Origin of the sequence: Limnohabitans sp., assembly GCF_040401495.1 — a bacterium.
Lineage (GTDB): Bacteria > Pseudomonadota > Gammaproteobacteria > Burkholderiales > Burkholderiaceae_C > Limnohabitans.
Map to the genome: position 1 here is coordinate 158272 of NZ_JBBAOI010000004.1, position 16805 is coordinate 175076.

Here is a 16805-nt window from a genome sequence, read left to right on the forward strand (position 1 = left end):
TCTGCACATGGAACTGTTTGGCATTCCCTCGCAAGCGCTGTTTGGTCAGTTGTTGATCGGTTTGATCAACGGCTCGTTTTATGCCTTGCTGTCTTTGGGATTGGCCGTGATTTTTGGTCTGCTTAACATCATCAATTTCACCCATGGTGCGCAGTACATGATGGGCGCATTTGTCGCCTATCTGTCCCTGCAATGGTTTGGCATGAACTATTGGCTTGCCTTGCTGATTGCCCCGGTGGTGGTGGGCGCCACAGGCGTTTTGATAGAGCGAACCATGTTGGTTCGTTTGTACAAACTAGATCATTTGTATGGCTTGTTATTGACCTTTGGATTAGCGCTGATCTTTCAAGGTTTGTTCCGTAATGCCTATGGGGCATCCGGCATGCCTTATGCGGTGCCCGAGGTGTTCCAAGGCGCAGTCGATTTAGGTTTCATGTTTTTACCCAAATACAGAGCCTGGGTCATCGTTGCTTCAATGTTGATTTGCGTGACGACTTGGTTTGTGATTGAACGCACCAAGCTTGGCGCGTACTTAAGGGCTGCGACAGAGAACCCCTCATTGGTTCAAGCCTTTGGTATCAATGTGCCGCGCATGATCACGCTGACCTATGGTTTTGGTGTGGGCTTGGCGGCCTTGGCTGGGGTCATGGCGGCCCCTATTTACCAAGTCAGTCCCATGATGGGGGCTGACATCATCATTGTGGTGTTCGCGGTGGTGGTGATTGGCGGCATGGGCTCGATCATGGGCGCTATCTTGTCTGGCTTTGGTCTTGGCTTGATTGAAGGTTTGACCAAAGTAGTTTATCCCGAGGCTTCTAACACCGTGATTTTTGTCATCATGGCGATTGTGCTGCTGATCAAACCAGCTGGCTTGTTTGGAACTGAGAAGTGACGCCATGAACAACCCTGTGTTTAACAGCCAAGACCTTCGCCACCAGTGGGTAGCTGCGGGCTTGATGGTGGCATTCTTCGCTATCGCGCCTTATTTTGTTTACCCTGTGTTTTTGATGAAGGTCATGTGCTTTGCTCTCTTTGCCTGCGCCTTCAATTTGTTGCTGGGCTTTGGTGGTTTGCTGTCTTTTGGTCATGCCACGTTTTTTGGCACCTCGGGCTATGCGGCGGCCCATGCGGCCAAGGTCTGGGGATTGACGCCAGAGCTCAGCGTTCTGTTTGCCACGCTGTGTGCCAGTGTGTTAGCTTGGGTGGTGGGTTTGCTGGCGATTCGCCGCCAAGGCATTTACTTTGCGATGATTACTTTGGCTTTGTCGCAAATGGTATTTTTTGTCTATTTGCAAACACCTTTCACGGGCGGTGAAGACGGTATTCAAGGTGTGCCGCATGGACAGTTGTTTGGGTTTATCGATTTGAACAACGAAGTTGCCATGTATATCTTTGTACTGGCTGTATTCCTCTTGGGCTTTGGATTGGTTTGGCGCATTGTCCATTCGCCTTTTGGTCAAGTGCTCAAAGCAATTCGTGAGAACGAGCAACGCGCCTTGTCACTGGGCTACGACACCGACCGGTTCAAGTTGATTGCATTTGTTTTGTCGGGAACCGTGGCCGGCATGGCTGGCGGCACCAAAGCCTTGGTGTTTCAGTTGGCATCTTTGACGGATGTGCATTGGACCATGTCAGGCGAAGTGGTGTTGATGACCTTGGTAGGTGGCTTAGGTACCTTGTTTGGTCCTGTGGTGGGTGCCGCGGTGATCGTCACCATGCAAAACTATTTGGCCCAACTAGGCTCTTGGGTCACTGTGGTGCAAGGTCTCGTATTTGTGGTGTGCGTCATGCTGTTTCGCAAAGGCGTGGTTGGCGAGATTGCCAATCTGCTGAAAAAGCCTTTGTAAAACGACTTAATAACGGTTGTAAATTTCTAGCGCTTTAAGCATAGATTTTTCTTTTTCGATGATGGTAATCATCTTGGACTCTTTGTCATCATATTGCTTGAGAAGGGCAATGATTTTTTCTGCAAGAGCAGCAGGTACTACCACCACGCCATCAGAGTCGCCCACGATGTAGTCGCCAGGGTTGACCATCACATCGCCACATTTCACAGGAACCTGTTTTTCTGCGCCCACCATTCTGCCCACAGAGGTGGCGGGTGTGATTCGCCTCGACCACACGGGGAAACCCATGCGTTTTAATTCCGCTACATCACGCACTGCGCCGTCAATGACTGCCCCAGCCAATTTGCGAGCTTTGGCGGTGGTGCCCATCAAATTACCCATGGCGGCGATGTCTATGCCGTCTTGCATCACATACACCAGCACAGAACCCTCAGGTGCTTGATCCAAAATTTCTAAAGCTGAATTCGGGTACTTACGGTTATCACTTTTCAGCACAGGGCGCAGCAAGGCAGTAACGGCACGTCCGACCACCCGAGCCTCGAAGATGGGCTTCATATCGGCAGACATCCAGCCTCTGGCACCTGTGGCTTCTTCGATGGCGTCTGCAATATTTCCCGTGCTGTTTTCTGGCAATGACAGGGCTTTGATGATGTCAGCTTCAGACATGGCAGCAAAAGCTGACGGAAAACCAAAACAGATTACCAGTGCACAGAGTTGAATAAATCGTTTCATGGGATGTGTCTCCAGAGGGCGGTCAAAAGCTTGGGCGATGGTACAAGATTTGCTAATCAATGACTATGTCTAACGTCATGCTGCCCTATACACGGACGATTGCTCCTTCGCCGCAGTGCCAGACCTGCCTTTACCTGATGCCCTCTGAATCTTCGCGCACTGGTTTGCGCTGCGGTTACCAGTATTTCAAAAGTCCAGTGTTGATGCGTAAGTTTTTACAGATGAAGCATTTCGCTGAAGTCAAGCCAATAAACGCCTGCGAGTCGTGGAGGCTAACAGAGAAAACCAGTGAAGATGGTGCACCGAAAACTGTTTGATGCACAAATTGCGTGCATTTTTTGTTTGTTTATGCCCTGTTATGGGAGGAGTTGCCAGTGTTGAACAGTATTGAAAAGAAATTAGATTCTCAGTGGGTGCAATTGGTGTTGGGTGTACTTTGCATGATGAGTATTTCAAGTCCTCAGTACGTCTGGGCTCTTTTTACAAAACCATTGGGCGCTCAGTTGAATGTGGGCTTGGCTGAGTTGCAGGTGACATTTTCAATTTTGATTGTGTTGCAAACATTTTTCTCACCATTTCAAGGATTTTTGGTCGACAAGTTTGGACCTAAAAATCTGTTGTCGCTAGGATCTGTTTTAACTGGCTTGAGTTGGGTCTTGGCTTCACAAGCAGACACCATCACCATGCTTTACTTTAGCTACGGCTTGCTAGGTGGACTAGGAACAGGCATTGTGTATATCGGTGTGGTGGGGCAGGTGGTGAAGTGGTTCCCAGACAAGCGTGGGTTTGCCGTGGGCATGGTTGCAGCGGGTTATGGCATGGGTGCCATCTTGACCACCTTCCCTATTTCGCAGTCGCTTGCCGACCATGGCCACCAAGATACGCTGTGGTGGTTTGGTTGCACCTTGGGTGCTTTGGGTTTTTTGTTTGCACAGGGGCTTCGATCGCCTGTTAAAGAGCTGGCTGAAGAATCCTCGGATCTGCAAGGTGTAGGCCCCTCGGTCATGCTTCGCACACCAGTCTTTTGGCTGCTATTTGTGATGATGTCCATGATGTCAACATCTGGCTTGATGGTTATTTCGCAAATGGGCGCTATTGCCAAAGACTATCAAGTAGCTGGCGCCATGGTTTGGGGTATGGCTGCACTGCCTCTTGCGCTCACTATCGACCGATTAACCAATGGGTTGACACGTCCATTTTTTGGTTGGGTGTCAGATCGGTGGGGCAGAGAGAACACGATGTTTTTAGCGTTTGGCTTAGAGGCTGTGGCGATGTTTGCTTGGATATCTACGATCGACAGTCCAGTGTTGTTTGTGATTCTGTCCGGCGTGGTGTTTTTTGGTTGGGGAGAAATTTTTTCATTGTTTCCTTCAACACTGACAGATACCTTTGGCCCCAAACACGCTACCACCAACTATGGTTTTCTTTACATGGCACAGGGCGTTGGCTCCATCATTGGCGGCCCAGTGGCGGCCATGGTGCATAACAGCACAGGCAGTTGGATTCCCGTTTTTGCTTTGATGATCAGTCTGGATGTACTCGCTGCTGTCTTGGCTTTATGGGTACTTAAACCTTTAAGAAAAAAACTTTCTTTTTCTCACAGATACCCATGAAACTCCTTCATCAGGTATAGGTACCTAGGAAAAACCATGCTTAAATGTGTTTTGTTTTATAACAATCAAAGCATTCATGAATCGCTTGTGGTTTTTCTTAATGACGCTGTTTTTTTTGGCAGCACCGCAAGCAGTAGCGAACACCTTCGCTATAGAGTCAGCTTATCTGGTTGGGTCAAGCGCTACTGTTCAATTTGAAGATGTCGCCTCATTGCCAAATGATGCATTCAAACCCTTTCAAAAGGAATTGCGCTTAGGTTTTGTAGACAAACCTGTCTGGATCAAGCTGCGCATAAACCCTCACTCGTTCAACACCACTGCGACTCCTTCATCCATAGCGTCTGACAGCGCAGTGGTGCTGAGAACGGGCTTGTTATCACTGGACAGTATCGAGTTATTTGAACAGATTGACGGCGAATGGGTCAAACAAATCCGAGGCGATAAGGTCAAACAAAGATATACCGGTTGCCAAGATGATTTCCATTGTTTTGAATTACGTTCAGATCCCAAGCATCCGATTGAGCTTTACCTTAAAGTTGAAACGACCTCTATCGTTACAGTGGAATTGGAAGCGGTGTCGGTTAGAAACTTATCCGCCTTGGTTGCAAATCGGATGGTCAACCTTGTTACTGCGTTTGCCGTGGCTATATCGCTGCTTGTGATTGGGATTTTGTTTTTCGTGATTGAGCGTTCTAGCTTGGTCGCAACTTTTTGTGGGTACCAAGTTTCGGTCGTGTTGCTGACCTTTGTGAGCACTGGATTGATGGCCAGAATGTTTGAAAATTTTTCGCCAGAGTTTTTCAACAGCATCAACCAATACCTTTTAAATATTCGCGCCATATTCAGTGTGCTTTTAGGCTATGTTTTATTGCGACCATTTGATTTGCACCCTCTCTACCATAAGGCAATGGTTTTGCTAGGAGGTCTTTGTCTGGTGGCTATGTATTTTGTTATTACCGATCAATTTTCTAATGCCAGCAGATTGAACATTGCGATTCATATGCTTTGTTTTATGGTGCAAATTTATGGGGCTGCAACTGCTCAAAACATCTCAAAACTACTTCGATGGCTAACGCTAATTGGGTATCTGATTTTTGAAATTATTTTGATAGGCAGTATTTTCACGGTTTTCAATCTCTTCCCAGAAATCGGTCACTCCACCCCACTGTTTATGCAAAGTTTTGGAGATTGGCGTTTGAATGGCAGTCGAGTCGGTATATTTTTATTTGCTATTTTGATCATTCAGGTTTTTGATCGCAGAAAAATAAATGACCAGACGTTGCAAGGGTTTAAGCTGGAAGCAGCCAAATCGTCTGCTCAGCGAGAGCGTTTGATTGAACGTCAAAGTATGATCGATATGCTTACCCATGAATTAAAAAACCCCTTAGGCACTATTCGTTTTGCCATCGCCAGTTTGAAACGAAGTGTGTCTATAGATAGCGATTCGCTGCAAAGGGTAAAGCGCATTGACGATTCTGTTGAAAGAATGAATGAATTGATTGAGCATGTAGCGCTTTCGAACAAAATTGACAACTTTGATGCGAGTCAGGTCAAGGAGTCTTTAGATATCGCAGAGCTCATAGATGTGTCTATCGGTGACTATGACAACATTAGGGTATTCAGAGTAGACGTTGAACCCGAGTTGACCATCACCACCAGCCGTTTGATGCTCTCACTTATTTTGCAAAACTTGATCAGCAACGCCTACAAATACCATTTACCTAAGGACCCTGTTTTAATCAAAGCCTTTACTCAAAATGATAAAGCTGTGATTGAGGTCTCGAATACGATTGATTTGGATATCTCGCCTGACTCTGCTCAGATTTTTCAATCTTACTATCGACATAAAAATGTTCAAGAACAACCTGGCATGGGCTTGGGGTTGTCGCTGTCCATGTCAGCAGCTGAAAAAATCGATGGAACAATCGATTTTTCACAGGAACGAAATTTGGTTGTCTTTTCCCTTAAGGTGCCTTTATGAAGAAACACCTCGCGGCCCCATTGGTCGCTCAGCCCCCGTCCTTGCAAGTGGCGATTGTGGAAGACGACAGATTGCTACGTGAAGAAATTGTGTTGCATCTCACTGCCAACGATTTCTCTGTGGTGGGATTCTCCAGTGCAGCTGCGTTGGATGACCTTGCCCAAACCGAGCCCATCGATTTATTCATCATTGATTTGAACTTGCCAGGCGAGGGCGGCCTGAGCTTGTGCAAAAGACTTCGTGAGTCTTTGCCCAACGCTGGCATCGTGATCATGACAGCCCGCGTTGCTTTGCATGACCGCTTGGCGGGTTACAGCCATGGTGGTGCAGATTTTTATTTGACCAAGCCGATCTCGCCAGACGAGTTAGTTTTGGTGCTGCAAAATTTGGGCAAACGTGTGAAAAAACAAGTCTCTGACAAGAGCTGGTCTTTGAGTCTTCATGACCGATTGTTAACAGGGCCCCAAGAGTGGCAGAAGCTGCGCTTGACCAACCGTGAAAAAGTGTTGCTGGTGTCCTTAAGTCATGCCAAGGAGCATATTTTGGAGTCAGGCACTCTTTGCGATTTATTTTCACGCAAAGACGATGAAGAGGGTATGACCAAACACGCCTTGGAGGAGCTGATCGCCCGCTTGCGCAAGAAATTCAAATCGGTACAAGAGGGCGACGCTGAGCCAGCGATCAAGTCAGTATGGGGCGTTGGTTACCAGCTGTGCGTGCCTATTAGCTTGGTTTACTAGGCACGCACTTTCTGTTGGTTAGCGGTTGACCAATTTGGCTGGAACCATCAAGGTGATTGTCGCGCCTACTACCAATGCGGCTGCCAGCAGGTACATGCCTGAGTCGGTTGAAGAGGTAAGTTGCTTTAGCCAGCCCACCAAATAGGGCGCTAAGAAGCCAGCCAAGTTGGCAATCGAGTTAATGGCGGCAATACCGGCAGCTGCACCAGCGCCCACCAAGAACGCGGTGGGCAAGCTCCAAAACAGTGGGATGGCAGACACGATTCCCATGCAAGCCAGAATGAGCGCTGCAAATGAAAGGTAGTGGTTGCCAGACAAAAGCACTGACAAAATCAAACCTGTGGACCCCATCAACATCGGCACGACTACATGCCAGCGGCGCTCACGCATTTTGTCTGCACTTCGAGCAAACAGCAGCATAGAAAAAACTGCTGCAATCCACGGCAAAGACGACAGCATGCCAATTTCCAAGTTGTCGGTGACACCCATGCCTTTGATGATGGTGGGCAGCCAAAAACTCACGCCGTACAGACTCATGGCCATGGTGAAGTAAATGGCACTCATGGTCCACATACGGCCGCTTTTAAAGACTTGCATCATGGGCACATGTTCTTTGTCGCTTTCTTCTTCTTCAATTCGCTTTTGCAAAATATCGCGCTCTTCATCTTTAAGCCATTTGGCGCTGGTGATGCGGTCATCCAAATAGAAATACACCACCACGCCAATGATCACAGAGGGAATAGCCTCAAGCAAGAACATCCATTGCCAACCGTGTAAACCGCTGACCTGATCCCAGCTCTTCATGATCCAGCCCGATAAGGGGCCACCAATGACGCCAGCCAATGGGATGCCAGTCATGAACATGGAAACAATGCGAGCACGGCGGTGCGAGGGGTACCAGTAGGTGAGGTACAAAATAATGCCAGGGAAAAAACCAGCCTCGGCAAGTCCCAGAAGAAAGCGCATGACATAAAACTGGGTTTCTGTTTGTATGAACATCATTCCACCAGACACAATGCCCCAAGTCACCATGATGCGGGCAATCCAAACACGGGCACCAACCCTGTGCAAGATGATGTTGCTGGGGACTTCAAAAAAGAAGTAACCGATGAAGAACATGCCAGCACCCAAGCCATACACCGCATCAGAAAACCCCAGTTCGCCAGCCATTTGCAACTTTGCAAAACCTACATTGACACGGTCAAGATAAGCCACGATGTAACAAAGCAGCAGCAGGGGAATAAGACGCCAAGTGACCTTGAGGTAGGTTGCTTCTTCAAAAGGGGTGGGGGGTTGTAAAGCAGTGTTCATGCGTGAGCCTTTGGGCTGAAAACAGCGAAGTGTTCACCTTAGCATAGGGAAGATGGTTTGGTCGCTTGAAAGCGAGCTTGCGCCACGGTTGCAAGGGTAAATACCGAGTTTTTCACTGGTATAACCACCGAGATATTTATCTTTGTTTGACCTTATGCATTTGCTTTCATTGGCTGTTCGTTACTTATTCAGTTTGGGTTTTTTGCTGACTGTGTTCCCGTTATGGGCAGGGGAATTACTTAAAGAAGATATAGACAAAATCTTTGCAGACACCTTCATGGTGGGTGAAATGCAGTCAGGCATGCCGCTTTACCCCTTGTTCAAAAAAAGCACTGAAATGCCGGATGCAAAGCCAGAGCTCAAGGGCTATGTTTTTGAGTCCGTAGATTTTGAACCTGTTCGTGGCTATGGCGGCAAGCCCATAAATATTTTGGTGGCTATTGATACGGAAGGCCGCTTTCTTGAGACTCGTCTGATCAGCCATCGAGAGCCTATTTTTCGATCGGAAGTAGGGATTGCCAAGCTGACAAAGTTTGCCAAACAATACGAGGGCTTGACTGTCAACCACAAGATTGAAATCTTTGGGCATTTGGCAACTGCCCGAAGAGACGATCAATACGCAGCCTTGTTTGGTGTTCAAGCGGGCACGGTGAGTGCCAAGGCGATTGACCGCACCATCGTTACCTCTGCGGCCTCGGTGGCGTTGGCGCACCTAGAGGCGAGCAAGCTAGGGCAGATCGCTGGTAGCAGCGCTTCGAGTTCAGTCAAGCGCAAAGCAGAAGACGACAGTTTCAAGCCTTTAACGTGGGACACCTTGCTCTCGCGGGGCATGGTCAGTGAAATCAGCATTACCCGAGGTGAAATTGAAAAATTATTTGCGGGTACACGTGCTGCGGGTGCAGACAAGTCAGCCGCTAGCAAACCCGATGAAGTGGCTTTGACATTTCATACGGCTTTGGTCAGCTTGCCCTCGATTGGCCGCAACTTGTTGGACGAAGACGGTTGGCGTTTATTAGGTGCGAACAGACGCTTATCGCAAGCCTTGATGGTGACCGAAACAGGGCCACTCTACAAAATGAACTATGAGAGCCAACGCATCGTAGAGGACATTCCTTTTATCGTTTCGCAAGGTGGTAAGGAACTCAAACTGCGTCCCATGGCTTATGACAAAGGTTTAAAGGTCTCTGGCTATCCCGATAAAACAGGTGCTTATTTTTATGTAATCGATACGGCGACACCCTTAGACCCTGGCCAAGGTTTTGAGATTGAGTTGAAATATGGTCGACGCTTTGGTAATTTCCCCAATCAATTGGAAAATCGGCGCATTGACATTCCCTACAGCTATCACGGAATACGTACCCATTGGCACGCACTGTTAGATACCGATTTATCTGCCTATGAATGGGCGCAGGCATGGCAATACAGATCAGATGAAATTGCGGTCTTGTTGTTGGGCTTGATAGTGCTGAGTTCAGGACTGTTTTTGCAAAAACGCCTCAGCGCCAACGCTACGCGCTTGAAGGTGCTGCGAAGTTTGTATTTGCTGTTCACAGTGGGGTTTATTGGCTGGTATTCCCAGGGCCAATTGACAATTGTGAACATCACAGCGGCAATTGAAGCGCTGGCAGCAGGCGGAGATTTAAGCTTCTTCATGAATGACCCTATGACGGTGATCTTGTGGGTTTTTGTCGCAGTCACTTTGTTAATTTGGGGCAGGGGTACGTTTTGCGGATGGCTGTGTCCTTTTGGCGCATTGCAAGAATTGATCAGCTTGGTGGCCAACGCCATAGGTGTTCGACAACGACGCCTTAGAACAGCCTTAGATGCCAAGCTGAAATGGATCAAGTACGGGGTCTTGGCCGTGGTTTTAGGGTCTTTGTATGTGTCGCCTTCTTTTGCTGAGTTGGCAGTTGAGGTAGAGCCCTTCAAAACGGCCATCAGCATGTATTTTGAGCGTGACTGGCCTTACGTTGCTTGGGCGTTGTTTAGTTTGACTTTGAGCGTGGTGGTTTACCGAGGCTATTGCCGTTATATATGCCCTTTGGGTGCAGCACTGGCTGCTGTGAATGTGTTGCAACGCTGGTCGTGGATACCTCGGCATAAGGCCTGCGGCACACCTTGTCAAACTTGTCGACATCGCTGTGAGTACCAAGCGATTGAAAAGAGCGGTGACATCAATTACGCAGAATGCTTTCAGTGCTTGGATTGCGTGTCCATTTACCAAGACGATCAAAAGTGTTTGCCTTTAATTCAGCATCGCAAAATTGGGGATCGTTTCATCCCTGTTCAAAAAGAGGTGGCCGCATGATGAAGCGCCGACAGATATTGCAACTTGGCATGGGGTTTGGCATTGGCTTTAGCCTCAATGCCGCTTCGCGTGAATCCTTGGTTTGGCAAGAGCGAAGTTTGATGGGCTTTGGCACTACGCTTTGGCTTAAAGCGGCGCACACTGATGCAAGCAGGCTGCACGAGGCATTGAACGCTTGTGTCAAAGCTATTCGGTCAGTTGAAAAACACATGAGCTTGTTTGACCCAGACTCTGCTGTCAGTCGTTTGAATCGACAGGGAGAGTTGCGTAAACCTGATGCCGACTTGGTGTCGGTGCTGACACTGGCGCAATATGTGTCACGCCGCAGTGCGGGTGCTTTTGATGTGACCATGCAGCCTTTGTGGAACTTATGGTCATTGCATTCGAAAACTAAAACTCTGCCTTCCTCCAAAGCGCTGTCGCATACACGTTCTTTGGTGAACTGGCAGGCCATGTCTGTGTCTGCAGATGCGGTTCGACTGCATGCCAAAGGCATGGGCGTGTCTTTGAACGGTATCGCGCAAGGCTATGCAGCAGACAAGGTGCGGGCGGTGTTGCAGTCGCATGGTGTACAGCACGCCTTGATTGATACGGGAGAAACTGCCCTTTTAGGTCAGTCTCCTAATGGAGAAAATTGGAGTTTTGCAGTGGAGCCGTCTGCTGCCCCGTCTGTAGCGCCTCCGCTTATTCATCCGCATGGCCTCGCCACTGCCACATCCTCTGACGCACATACCGTGTTCAGCGCTGACCATGTGCATCACCATATTTTGAATCCGCACACTGGAGACTCTCCAACCCATTGGGCTTCTGTCAGTGTTATCGCACCTTCATGCGCAATGGCCGACGCCTTGACCAAGGTATTTTTCATGTGCCCGCCTCAAAGGGTTGAGAGCCTAGTGAAAGCTTGGGGGGTAGGGGTGGTTTTGCAGGATAAGCGGGGCAGATGGGTATCTCAACTGCCGCCTTCAATGGCCTAGGGATGATCGGATCACCACATATTGATTTTGAATAATTGTTTTGAAATTGTCTGACAGTTCAGACCAAAGAACGACATCTACTTTGAAAGTCAAATCAGATTCACTGAAAGCGATTTGCAAATCTGCAAATTTTTCAAGTGATAAAGCGTGATCTCCCATAACCACCATATCCAAGTCAGAATAGGGTTTGTGATGTGTTGTGGTTCTTGAGCCAAATACCCACACCTCTCGATCAGGGATGATGCTTTGCAGGATGGAATTTATGCATCTGAGTTCTTCTGGATGTAATGAAATCTCAGATGACATGCGGGATAAAGCTGTTGCTTTCTCAGTCATAGCGTTGATCAAATTGCCGCACTAAAAATTCAATTTCATCAATGAATGCAGGAATAATCTTGACCACAGTTTGGGCGATATCTTCATCATAGGTATGACTTGTCTTGGCTCGCATTTCCCGAAAAATTTTCCAAGCTGACCAGTCGCTCTTTAAAAGTGATTGTTCATTTGCAGTGCGAATCAAGTCCGCAAAAGAAAGAGCGTCAAAAACTTCGGGGTTGGCAGAGGTCATCTCAAGGTGGCGCTTGAGCATTTTGTGGCTGATTTCATAAGTAAATTCATAGCGCTTAATTAAGCCATCTCGAATTTGAATATCGCTTACGTCTGTTTGATATCGCTGGTAGCCTTCTGCCAAGCGGGACAAAGCACTTCGTAGCGAGGTGAAATCCAGTTGTCCTGATGCCATGTTCATACAGCAGTTGAGTTGCGAATGCCACAGACCAAGACACCTGGATCGTTGTGGGCAATGTCTTGGGTATTTTTGGCGTGAGCCACGTCCATGTCTCGGGGCAGGGGTACATTGTTTTTCACAGCCAAAACCTCGGCCATGATACTGACTGCAATTTCGGCTGGTGTTTTGCTACCAATGTAAATGCCAATAGGGCCACGTAAGCGCTTAAGTTCTTCTTCGGTTTTATCAAGGTGTTCAATCATGCGTTGATGCCGCGCTTCGTTGTTGCGCCTAGAACCTATCGCACCCACGTAAAACGCATCGGTGTCTAAAGCTTCCAAAAGTGCCAAGTCGTCCAGCTTGGGGTCGTGGGTGAGCGCAATCACGCAGCTGCGCCTGTCGGGGCGAAAACTTTGCACTACGTCGTCTGGCATATCACCGGTAAGCGTGACATTTGGCACGGACCAAGCGCCGCTGTATTCTTCGCGCGGATCGCACACCGTGACGGCAAAGCCATTGAAGAGCGCCATGGTCGCCAAGTATTCGGTCAGTTGCCCAGCGCCTATCAACAGCATGCGGTACTCGGGGCCAAAGGTGTTTATGAGTTTGTCGTCGTCTATTGAAAGTTCTGTAGGTGTGTCGCTGGCTTGAAGGCTCACTTCACCGGTTGCCAACTGGGTATTGCGCTGCATCAACTGGCCTTGCTCTAATGCAAGAACCAAGGTGTCCAAATCTTGGGCATCTGGGTCAAACTCTAAAAGCAACTCTAGCGTTCCCCCACATGGCAAGCCAAAGCGATGCGCTTCATCGGCGGTAATGCCGTACTTCACGCGTTGCGGTGCGCCGCTGGGAATGACCGAGGTTTCGCCTGTGCTTTGCCCAGTGGCATACGCTTGCGTAAAGCGGTAAATCAGGTCGTCTTCAATGCATCCACCTGACACCGAACCCACTACCGCGCCTGTTTCGCACAAGGCCATGATGGAACCAATCGGGCGTGGGGATGATCCCCATGTGCGAACGACAGTGGCCAGCAGGGCGCGTTGCCCTGCTTGGCGCCACTTGCGCAAACTGCGCAAAACCATGACATCAATGTTTTCCATAGGGGGTAGACTTTACTTGATTCTCTTTCCCTGGCTGTTCATGTACCTCTCAGACCTCCTCTTTTCTCAAGGCTTTGGCACCCGCCGTATTTGCGCAGGGCTGGTGCAACAAGGTCATGTCAACATCGACTTAGGCAGCGGCCTGCAGTTGATAGACGAGGACCAAGACATACCCCCCCTAGAAGGCATGCTCTACGAAGTGCAGAGCGTTCTTTGGCAATTCCATACCAAGGCCTACGTCCTGCTGAACAAGCCTGCAGGCACTGAGTGCTCGCACAAGCCCTCGGTATGGCCCAGTGTTTACAGCCTCTTGCCTGCACCGCTGCGACATCGCCCTGCCAAGACTGGTTTGCAAGGTGTGCAAGCTGTCGGGCGTTTGGACCAAGACACCACTGGCATGCTGTTGCTGAGCGACGATGGCCAGTTTATTCACCGCATGAGTTCGCCCAAGCACCATGTACCCAAGTTGTACGAACTGACCACCGCCGATCCGCTGGACAACAAGGTGTGCCAAAAGCTGCTGGCGGGTGTGGTACTGAACGACGACCCCCTGCCCGTGAAGGCCGCGGCTTGCGAACAAGTAGGTAGCCATCAATTGCATCTGACCTTGACCGAAGGTAAGTACCACCAAGTCAAACGCATGTTGGGTGCGGTGGGGCACAAGGTGGTGGGCTTGCACCGCTCGCGCATAGGTGGGCTTGTTTTGTCTGAAGATTTGGCGCCAGGGCAGTGGCGATGGTTGAACGACCAGGATTTGGCCCAATGTTCTTCAGCCTAAGCCAAGCTCTTTAAAAATTCCACCACCAGCTCTAAGCTCTTTTGCGCTTGGTCTTTATGCGGCGAATGTCCACAATCGGCTAACACGTGGCGCTTTACCGTGCCGTCTGTGTGCAACTCATCTAAATGACGCAAACTGCCGTAAACGTCATTCATACCTTGCAGCGCCAGTACGGGTGCTGTGATGGTTTTGCATTCCTCACGAATATCAAAGCTGCGAAACGCCTGCGATAGCCAGACGTCGTTCCATTGCCAAAATGCACAGTCCACATCGGCGTGGTACTTCATCAGCTTTTGGCGTAAATCCCCCTCAACATAGGCTTTTTTCGACGCAGCTATGGCGCTGATGGTCATGTCCTCCACCAGCAGGTGCGGCGCCATTGCCACGCAGCCTTCCAGTTGAAACCGCGCAGCGTGCAGTAAGGCGATGGTGCCGCCATCGGAGTGGCCAATCAAGATGGGTTTCTCCACGCCCCAATCTTTTAGCAACGAGGGCAAGACCTCCCAAGCCTCGCGGTGCATATAGTCTGCGCCCAAGCGACCACTGCCGCGTACATCGGAAATAGAGGGCGACTGCCCATAACCTCTGCGGGAGTACACCCAGCCCGACCGCCCAGCCGCTTGACAGACAAGGGCTGGCCAGTTACCCGCACGGCCTTGCCACATGGACACAGAACCCAAGCCCTCATGCAGGAAAACCAAGGGTGCGAGGGTGCTTGGGCCGAGGATTTGAAGAACTTCCATACCCGCACAATACCTCATAGACGCATTCATAATTTGTCAGTACATTCAATGGATTTGACAAATAAACCTCTGTCCAAATGGTTCAACCTTCAGAAAATGACGCTGAAATACTGAAAACCTTGCGCGAAGCCGCAGGTTTGGATGTGGCACAACTGGCTTCCATGGCCAATTTGTCCCCAGGTCAGGTGCGTCAATTGGAAGAGGGTGGGGACTCGAATTTTTACTCACCTCAAATCAAGTCGCAAAGCATGCGCCGTGTGCTGCGTTTGCTGCAAAACCAGCCAAGCACGGAGGAGGGCACAGCCTTGGCAGCGCTAGAACAAGCGCCCAAGTCGGTGAATGTGATCGATGACATCATCAGACTTTCAGAAACAAATCTTAAAAGCACCATAGATACCTCGCTGGTGCGTCGCCCGTCCAGCCCTTTCAAAGCTTTGTTGTTGGTTGGCGCGGCCTTGGCCGTGGTCTTTGTGCTGCTGAATTGGCAAGCCAACCAATCTGAACCGCAAACCTTGTTTTCAGAATGGGTAGAGCCTTTTACGGCCAAGCCAGTTGTTGAAGCTGAACCTGCCAAGGCCCAAGAGCATGCTGAACAGGCCTCGGTACCCGTGAAGCCTATAGAAGCCGTAGCCACAGTCACCGAAAACATTTCTCCAGGCCTTGTCAGCCCCGCAGCAGCAGTTGTACCTGCGTCGCCCCCCGTCGCTGCTCCTGCTGTTGCCGAGGTCAAGTCGCCCTCTGCTGAAATCAAGCCCCAGGCCAAGGTGCCAGAGCCAGCAGCAGCTTTAAATACCAGTTCGCAGATGGCCGTCGACTGTAAGTTGTTAACTGCAGAGCCCATGCCTGCAGCACCTGTATCAATTAACAAACCAGGCACATATGTCTATTTGCTTGCCTCAAAGGATGTACAAGTGTGTGTGGATGATGGCAAGCGAGTGCGAACCTTGTTGAACCTGAAAGCAGGGGAGGGTAAAAGTGTTCATGGATCCGCCCCTTGGGTGATTGCTTCCACCCATATCAGCGCTGTTCAGGTGTATTTTCAAGGCTCTAAAGTGATGATTCCCAAAGATGCTGGTCAGCGCATTGTGCTGAAAGAGCAGGCACTTCAAAACTGATTTCAAAATTTGCCACAATAGAGCACCTTCGCACTGCCCGGGTGGTGAAATTGGTAGACACAGCGGACTTAAAATCCGCCGCTTTCCTGAATAAGGGGCGTACCGGTTCGATTCCGGTTCCGGGCACCATCAGGCTTTTGCTGCACGCCAAAGCCACTGCTATCATGCTTTCATGTCCAAGTTCACCACCACTTTCGAGATCCACGTTCACGGCGCTGTACCGTTGCGCGAAGAGGTCACTTTTGAGCAAATTCAAGACGCTTTGCGTTCTGTTTGGGTCTATGCAGGCGCTCGCTCGCTGAACGAGGGCGCGGACAGCTTTTACGAGGAAGAGCCGGGTATTCGCTTTGACGCCAACGACCACATTCTTCAAATCTGCTGGACCGTCAAGGGCGAGGACGATTTCCGCCAAGCTTTGGACGAGATGTGCATGGCTTTAAACGATCTCACCTCGGCAGGCGCTGCGTTGGAAGTTACTTTTTACGATGCCGAGTTTGACGAAGAAGACGAGCAGCAAGGCCGTGATTCGCGTGACGATTTCTTGATGCTGTTTGTAGGTCCCACGCCGGCTGCCATCATGCAGGTACAACGCGATTTGCTGGTGCAAGACTTGGTCAATTTAATGGAGCGCCACTTTGAAGCATCTGAGTTGACTGACGTGGTCACAGAAGTGGACAAGTTGTTCAGTAAGCGCTTCGAATCCTTGGTCAGTTCACTGGAAATCAGCAAGCCACCCAAGGGGCAGGGTGGGGGCAGCAGTGGGCATGGCGGGCGGCGGCCAAGGCATCTGCATTAAGCAAGCGGTCATTGCTTCGCATCTTTGCGTCTTGCAG

At 49.6% G+C, this 16805-nt stretch carries 16 protein-coding genes and 1 tRNA gene; 11 read left to right on the forward strand and 6 right to left on the reverse strand.

All coding sequences use genetic code 11. The features are described 5' to 3' along the window. The first annotated feature begins 7 nt into the window (after positions 1–7). Positions 8–892: a branched-chain amino acid ABC transporter permease gene (locus tag AC9UEO_RS04870; RefSeq protein WP_509530579.1), complete on the forward strand. Its 885-nt coding sequence runs from the start codon at positions 8–10 to the stop codon at positions 890–892. A gap of 4 nt (positions 893–896) precedes the next feature. Further along, positions 897–1847, forward strand: coding sequence for a branched-chain amino acid ABC transporter permease (locus AC9UEO_RS04875; RefSeq protein ID WP_509530581.1), 951 nt, complete (start codon positions 897–899; stop codon positions 1845–1847). Between the two features lie 6 nt (positions 1848–1853). Here AC9UEO_RS04875 and AC9UEO_RS04880 read toward each other — a convergent pair whose 3' ends face one another. Next, a complete protein-coding gene (locus AC9UEO_RS04880; RefSeq protein WP_509530583.1) occupies positions 1854–2579 on the reverse strand; it encodes an RraA family protein in 726 nt (241 codons plus the stop codon). A 440-nt stretch (positions 2580–3019) separates the two neighbouring features. On the opposite strand from AC9UEO_RS04880, the gene oxlT reads away from it, so the two are divergent. The 3 genes from oxlT to AC9UEO_RS04895 all read left to right on the forward strand — a co-directional run bounded on the left by oxlT (position 3020) and on the right by AC9UEO_RS04895 (position 6913). Next, entirely contained in the window at positions 3020–4192 is a 1173-nt protein-coding gene (oxlT, locus tag AC9UEO_RS04885) for an oxalate/formate MFS antiporter (RefSeq protein ID WP_509530650.1), read from the forward strand. Positions 4193–4268: 76 nt separating this feature from the next. Further along, complete coding sequence (locus tag AC9UEO_RS04890; RefSeq protein ID WP_509530585.1) at positions 4269–6173, forward strand: sensor histidine kinase; 1905 nt, start codon at positions 4269–4271, stop codon at positions 6171–6173. Next, on the forward strand, positions 6170–6913 hold the full coding sequence (locus tag AC9UEO_RS04895; protein WP_509530587.1) for a response regulator transcription factor: 744 nt from the start codon (positions 6170–6172) through the stop codon (positions 6911–6913). The genes AC9UEO_RS04890 and AC9UEO_RS04895 overlap by 4 nt, the downstream gene beginning before the upstream one ends. An 18-nt stretch (positions 6914–6931) precedes the next feature. On the opposite strand, the gene AC9UEO_RS04900 is transcribed toward AC9UEO_RS04895, so the two are convergent. Beyond that, the gene (locus AC9UEO_RS04900) at positions 6932–8224 is read right to left on the reverse strand and encodes an MFS transporter (RefSeq protein ID WP_509530589.1); all 1293 of its coding nucleotides are present in this window, start codon (positions 8222–8224) and stop codon (positions 6932–6934) included. A 154-nt stretch (positions 8225–8378) separates the two neighbouring features. On the opposite strand from AC9UEO_RS04900, the gene AC9UEO_RS04905 reads away from it, so the two are divergent. Both AC9UEO_RS04905 and AC9UEO_RS04910 read left to right on the forward strand, forming a co-directional pair. After that, entirely contained in the window at positions 8379–10532 is a 2154-nt protein-coding gene (locus tag AC9UEO_RS04905) for a 4Fe-4S binding protein (protein ID WP_509530591.1), read from the forward strand. Continuing rightward, on the forward strand, positions 10529–11509 hold the full coding sequence (locus tag AC9UEO_RS04910) for an FAD:protein FMN transferase (RefSeq protein ID WP_509530593.1): 981 nt from the start codon (positions 10529–10531) through the stop codon (positions 11507–11509). The genes AC9UEO_RS04905 and AC9UEO_RS04910 overlap by 4 nt, the downstream gene beginning before the upstream one ends. Here the strand turns inward: AC9UEO_RS04910 and AC9UEO_RS04915 are convergent. Genes AC9UEO_RS04915 through AC9UEO_RS04925 form a run of 3 tightly spaced genes read right to left on the reverse strand, consistent with a single transcriptional unit; the run spans position 11498 to position 13336 of the window. Continuing rightward, on the reverse strand, positions 11498–11815 hold the full coding sequence (locus tag AC9UEO_RS04915) for a nucleotidyltransferase family protein (protein WP_509530595.1): 318 nt from the start codon (positions 11813–11815) through the stop codon (positions 11498–11500). The two genes, AC9UEO_RS04910 and AC9UEO_RS04915, sit on opposite strands and share 12 nt — an antisense overlap. Before the next feature lie 22 nt (positions 11816–11837). Continuing rightward, positions 11838–12257 (reverse strand): HI0074 family nucleotidyltransferase substrate-binding subunit, encoded by a 420-nt coding sequence (locus AC9UEO_RS04920; protein WP_509530597.1) that lies wholly within the window; start codon positions 12255–12257, stop codon positions 11838–11840. Beyond that, on the reverse strand, positions 12254–13336 hold the full coding sequence (locus AC9UEO_RS04925) for an XdhC family protein (RefSeq protein ID WP_509530599.1): 1083 nt from the start codon (positions 13334–13336) through the stop codon (positions 12254–12256). Before AC9UEO_RS04925 ends, AC9UEO_RS04920 begins: the two co-directional genes overlap by 4 nt. Positions 13337–13376: 40 nt before the next feature. Here AC9UEO_RS04925 and AC9UEO_RS04930 point away from each other — a divergent pair, with 40 nt between their 5' ends. Beyond that, positions 13377–14114 carry a 16S rRNA pseudouridine(516) synthase gene (locus AC9UEO_RS04930; protein WP_509530652.1) on the forward strand — a complete coding sequence of 246 codons (738 nt, stop codon included), beginning with the start codon at positions 13377–13379 and terminating at the stop codon, positions 14112–14114. On the opposite strand, the gene AC9UEO_RS04935 is transcribed toward AC9UEO_RS04930, so the two are convergent. After that, on the reverse strand, positions 14111–14857 hold the full coding sequence (locus AC9UEO_RS04935) for an alpha/beta fold hydrolase (protein WP_509530601.1): 747 nt from the start codon (positions 14855–14857) through the stop codon (positions 14111–14113). The two genes, AC9UEO_RS04930 and AC9UEO_RS04935, sit on opposite strands and share 4 nt — an antisense overlap. Before the next feature lie 77 nt (positions 14858–14934). On the opposite strand from AC9UEO_RS04935, the gene AC9UEO_RS04940 reads away from it, so the two are divergent. The 3 genes from AC9UEO_RS04940 to AC9UEO_RS04950 all read left to right on the forward strand — a co-directional run bounded on the left by AC9UEO_RS04940 (position 14935) and on the right by AC9UEO_RS04950 (position 16768). Further along, positions 14935–15972, forward strand: coding sequence for a helix-turn-helix domain-containing protein (locus tag AC9UEO_RS04940; RefSeq protein WP_509530603.1), 1038 nt, complete (start codon positions 14935–14937; stop codon positions 15970–15972). A gap of 35 nt (positions 15973–16007) precedes the next feature. Further along, positions 16008–16101: transfer RNA gene (locus AC9UEO_RS04945), tRNA-Leu, on the forward strand. 43 nt (positions 16102–16144) lie between these two features. After that, the gene (locus AC9UEO_RS04950; RefSeq protein ID WP_509530605.1) at positions 16145–16768 is read left to right on the forward strand and encodes a DUF6806 family protein; all 624 of its coding nucleotides are present in this window, start codon (positions 16145–16147) and stop codon (positions 16766–16768) included. Positions 16769–16805 lie beyond the last annotated feature (37 nt).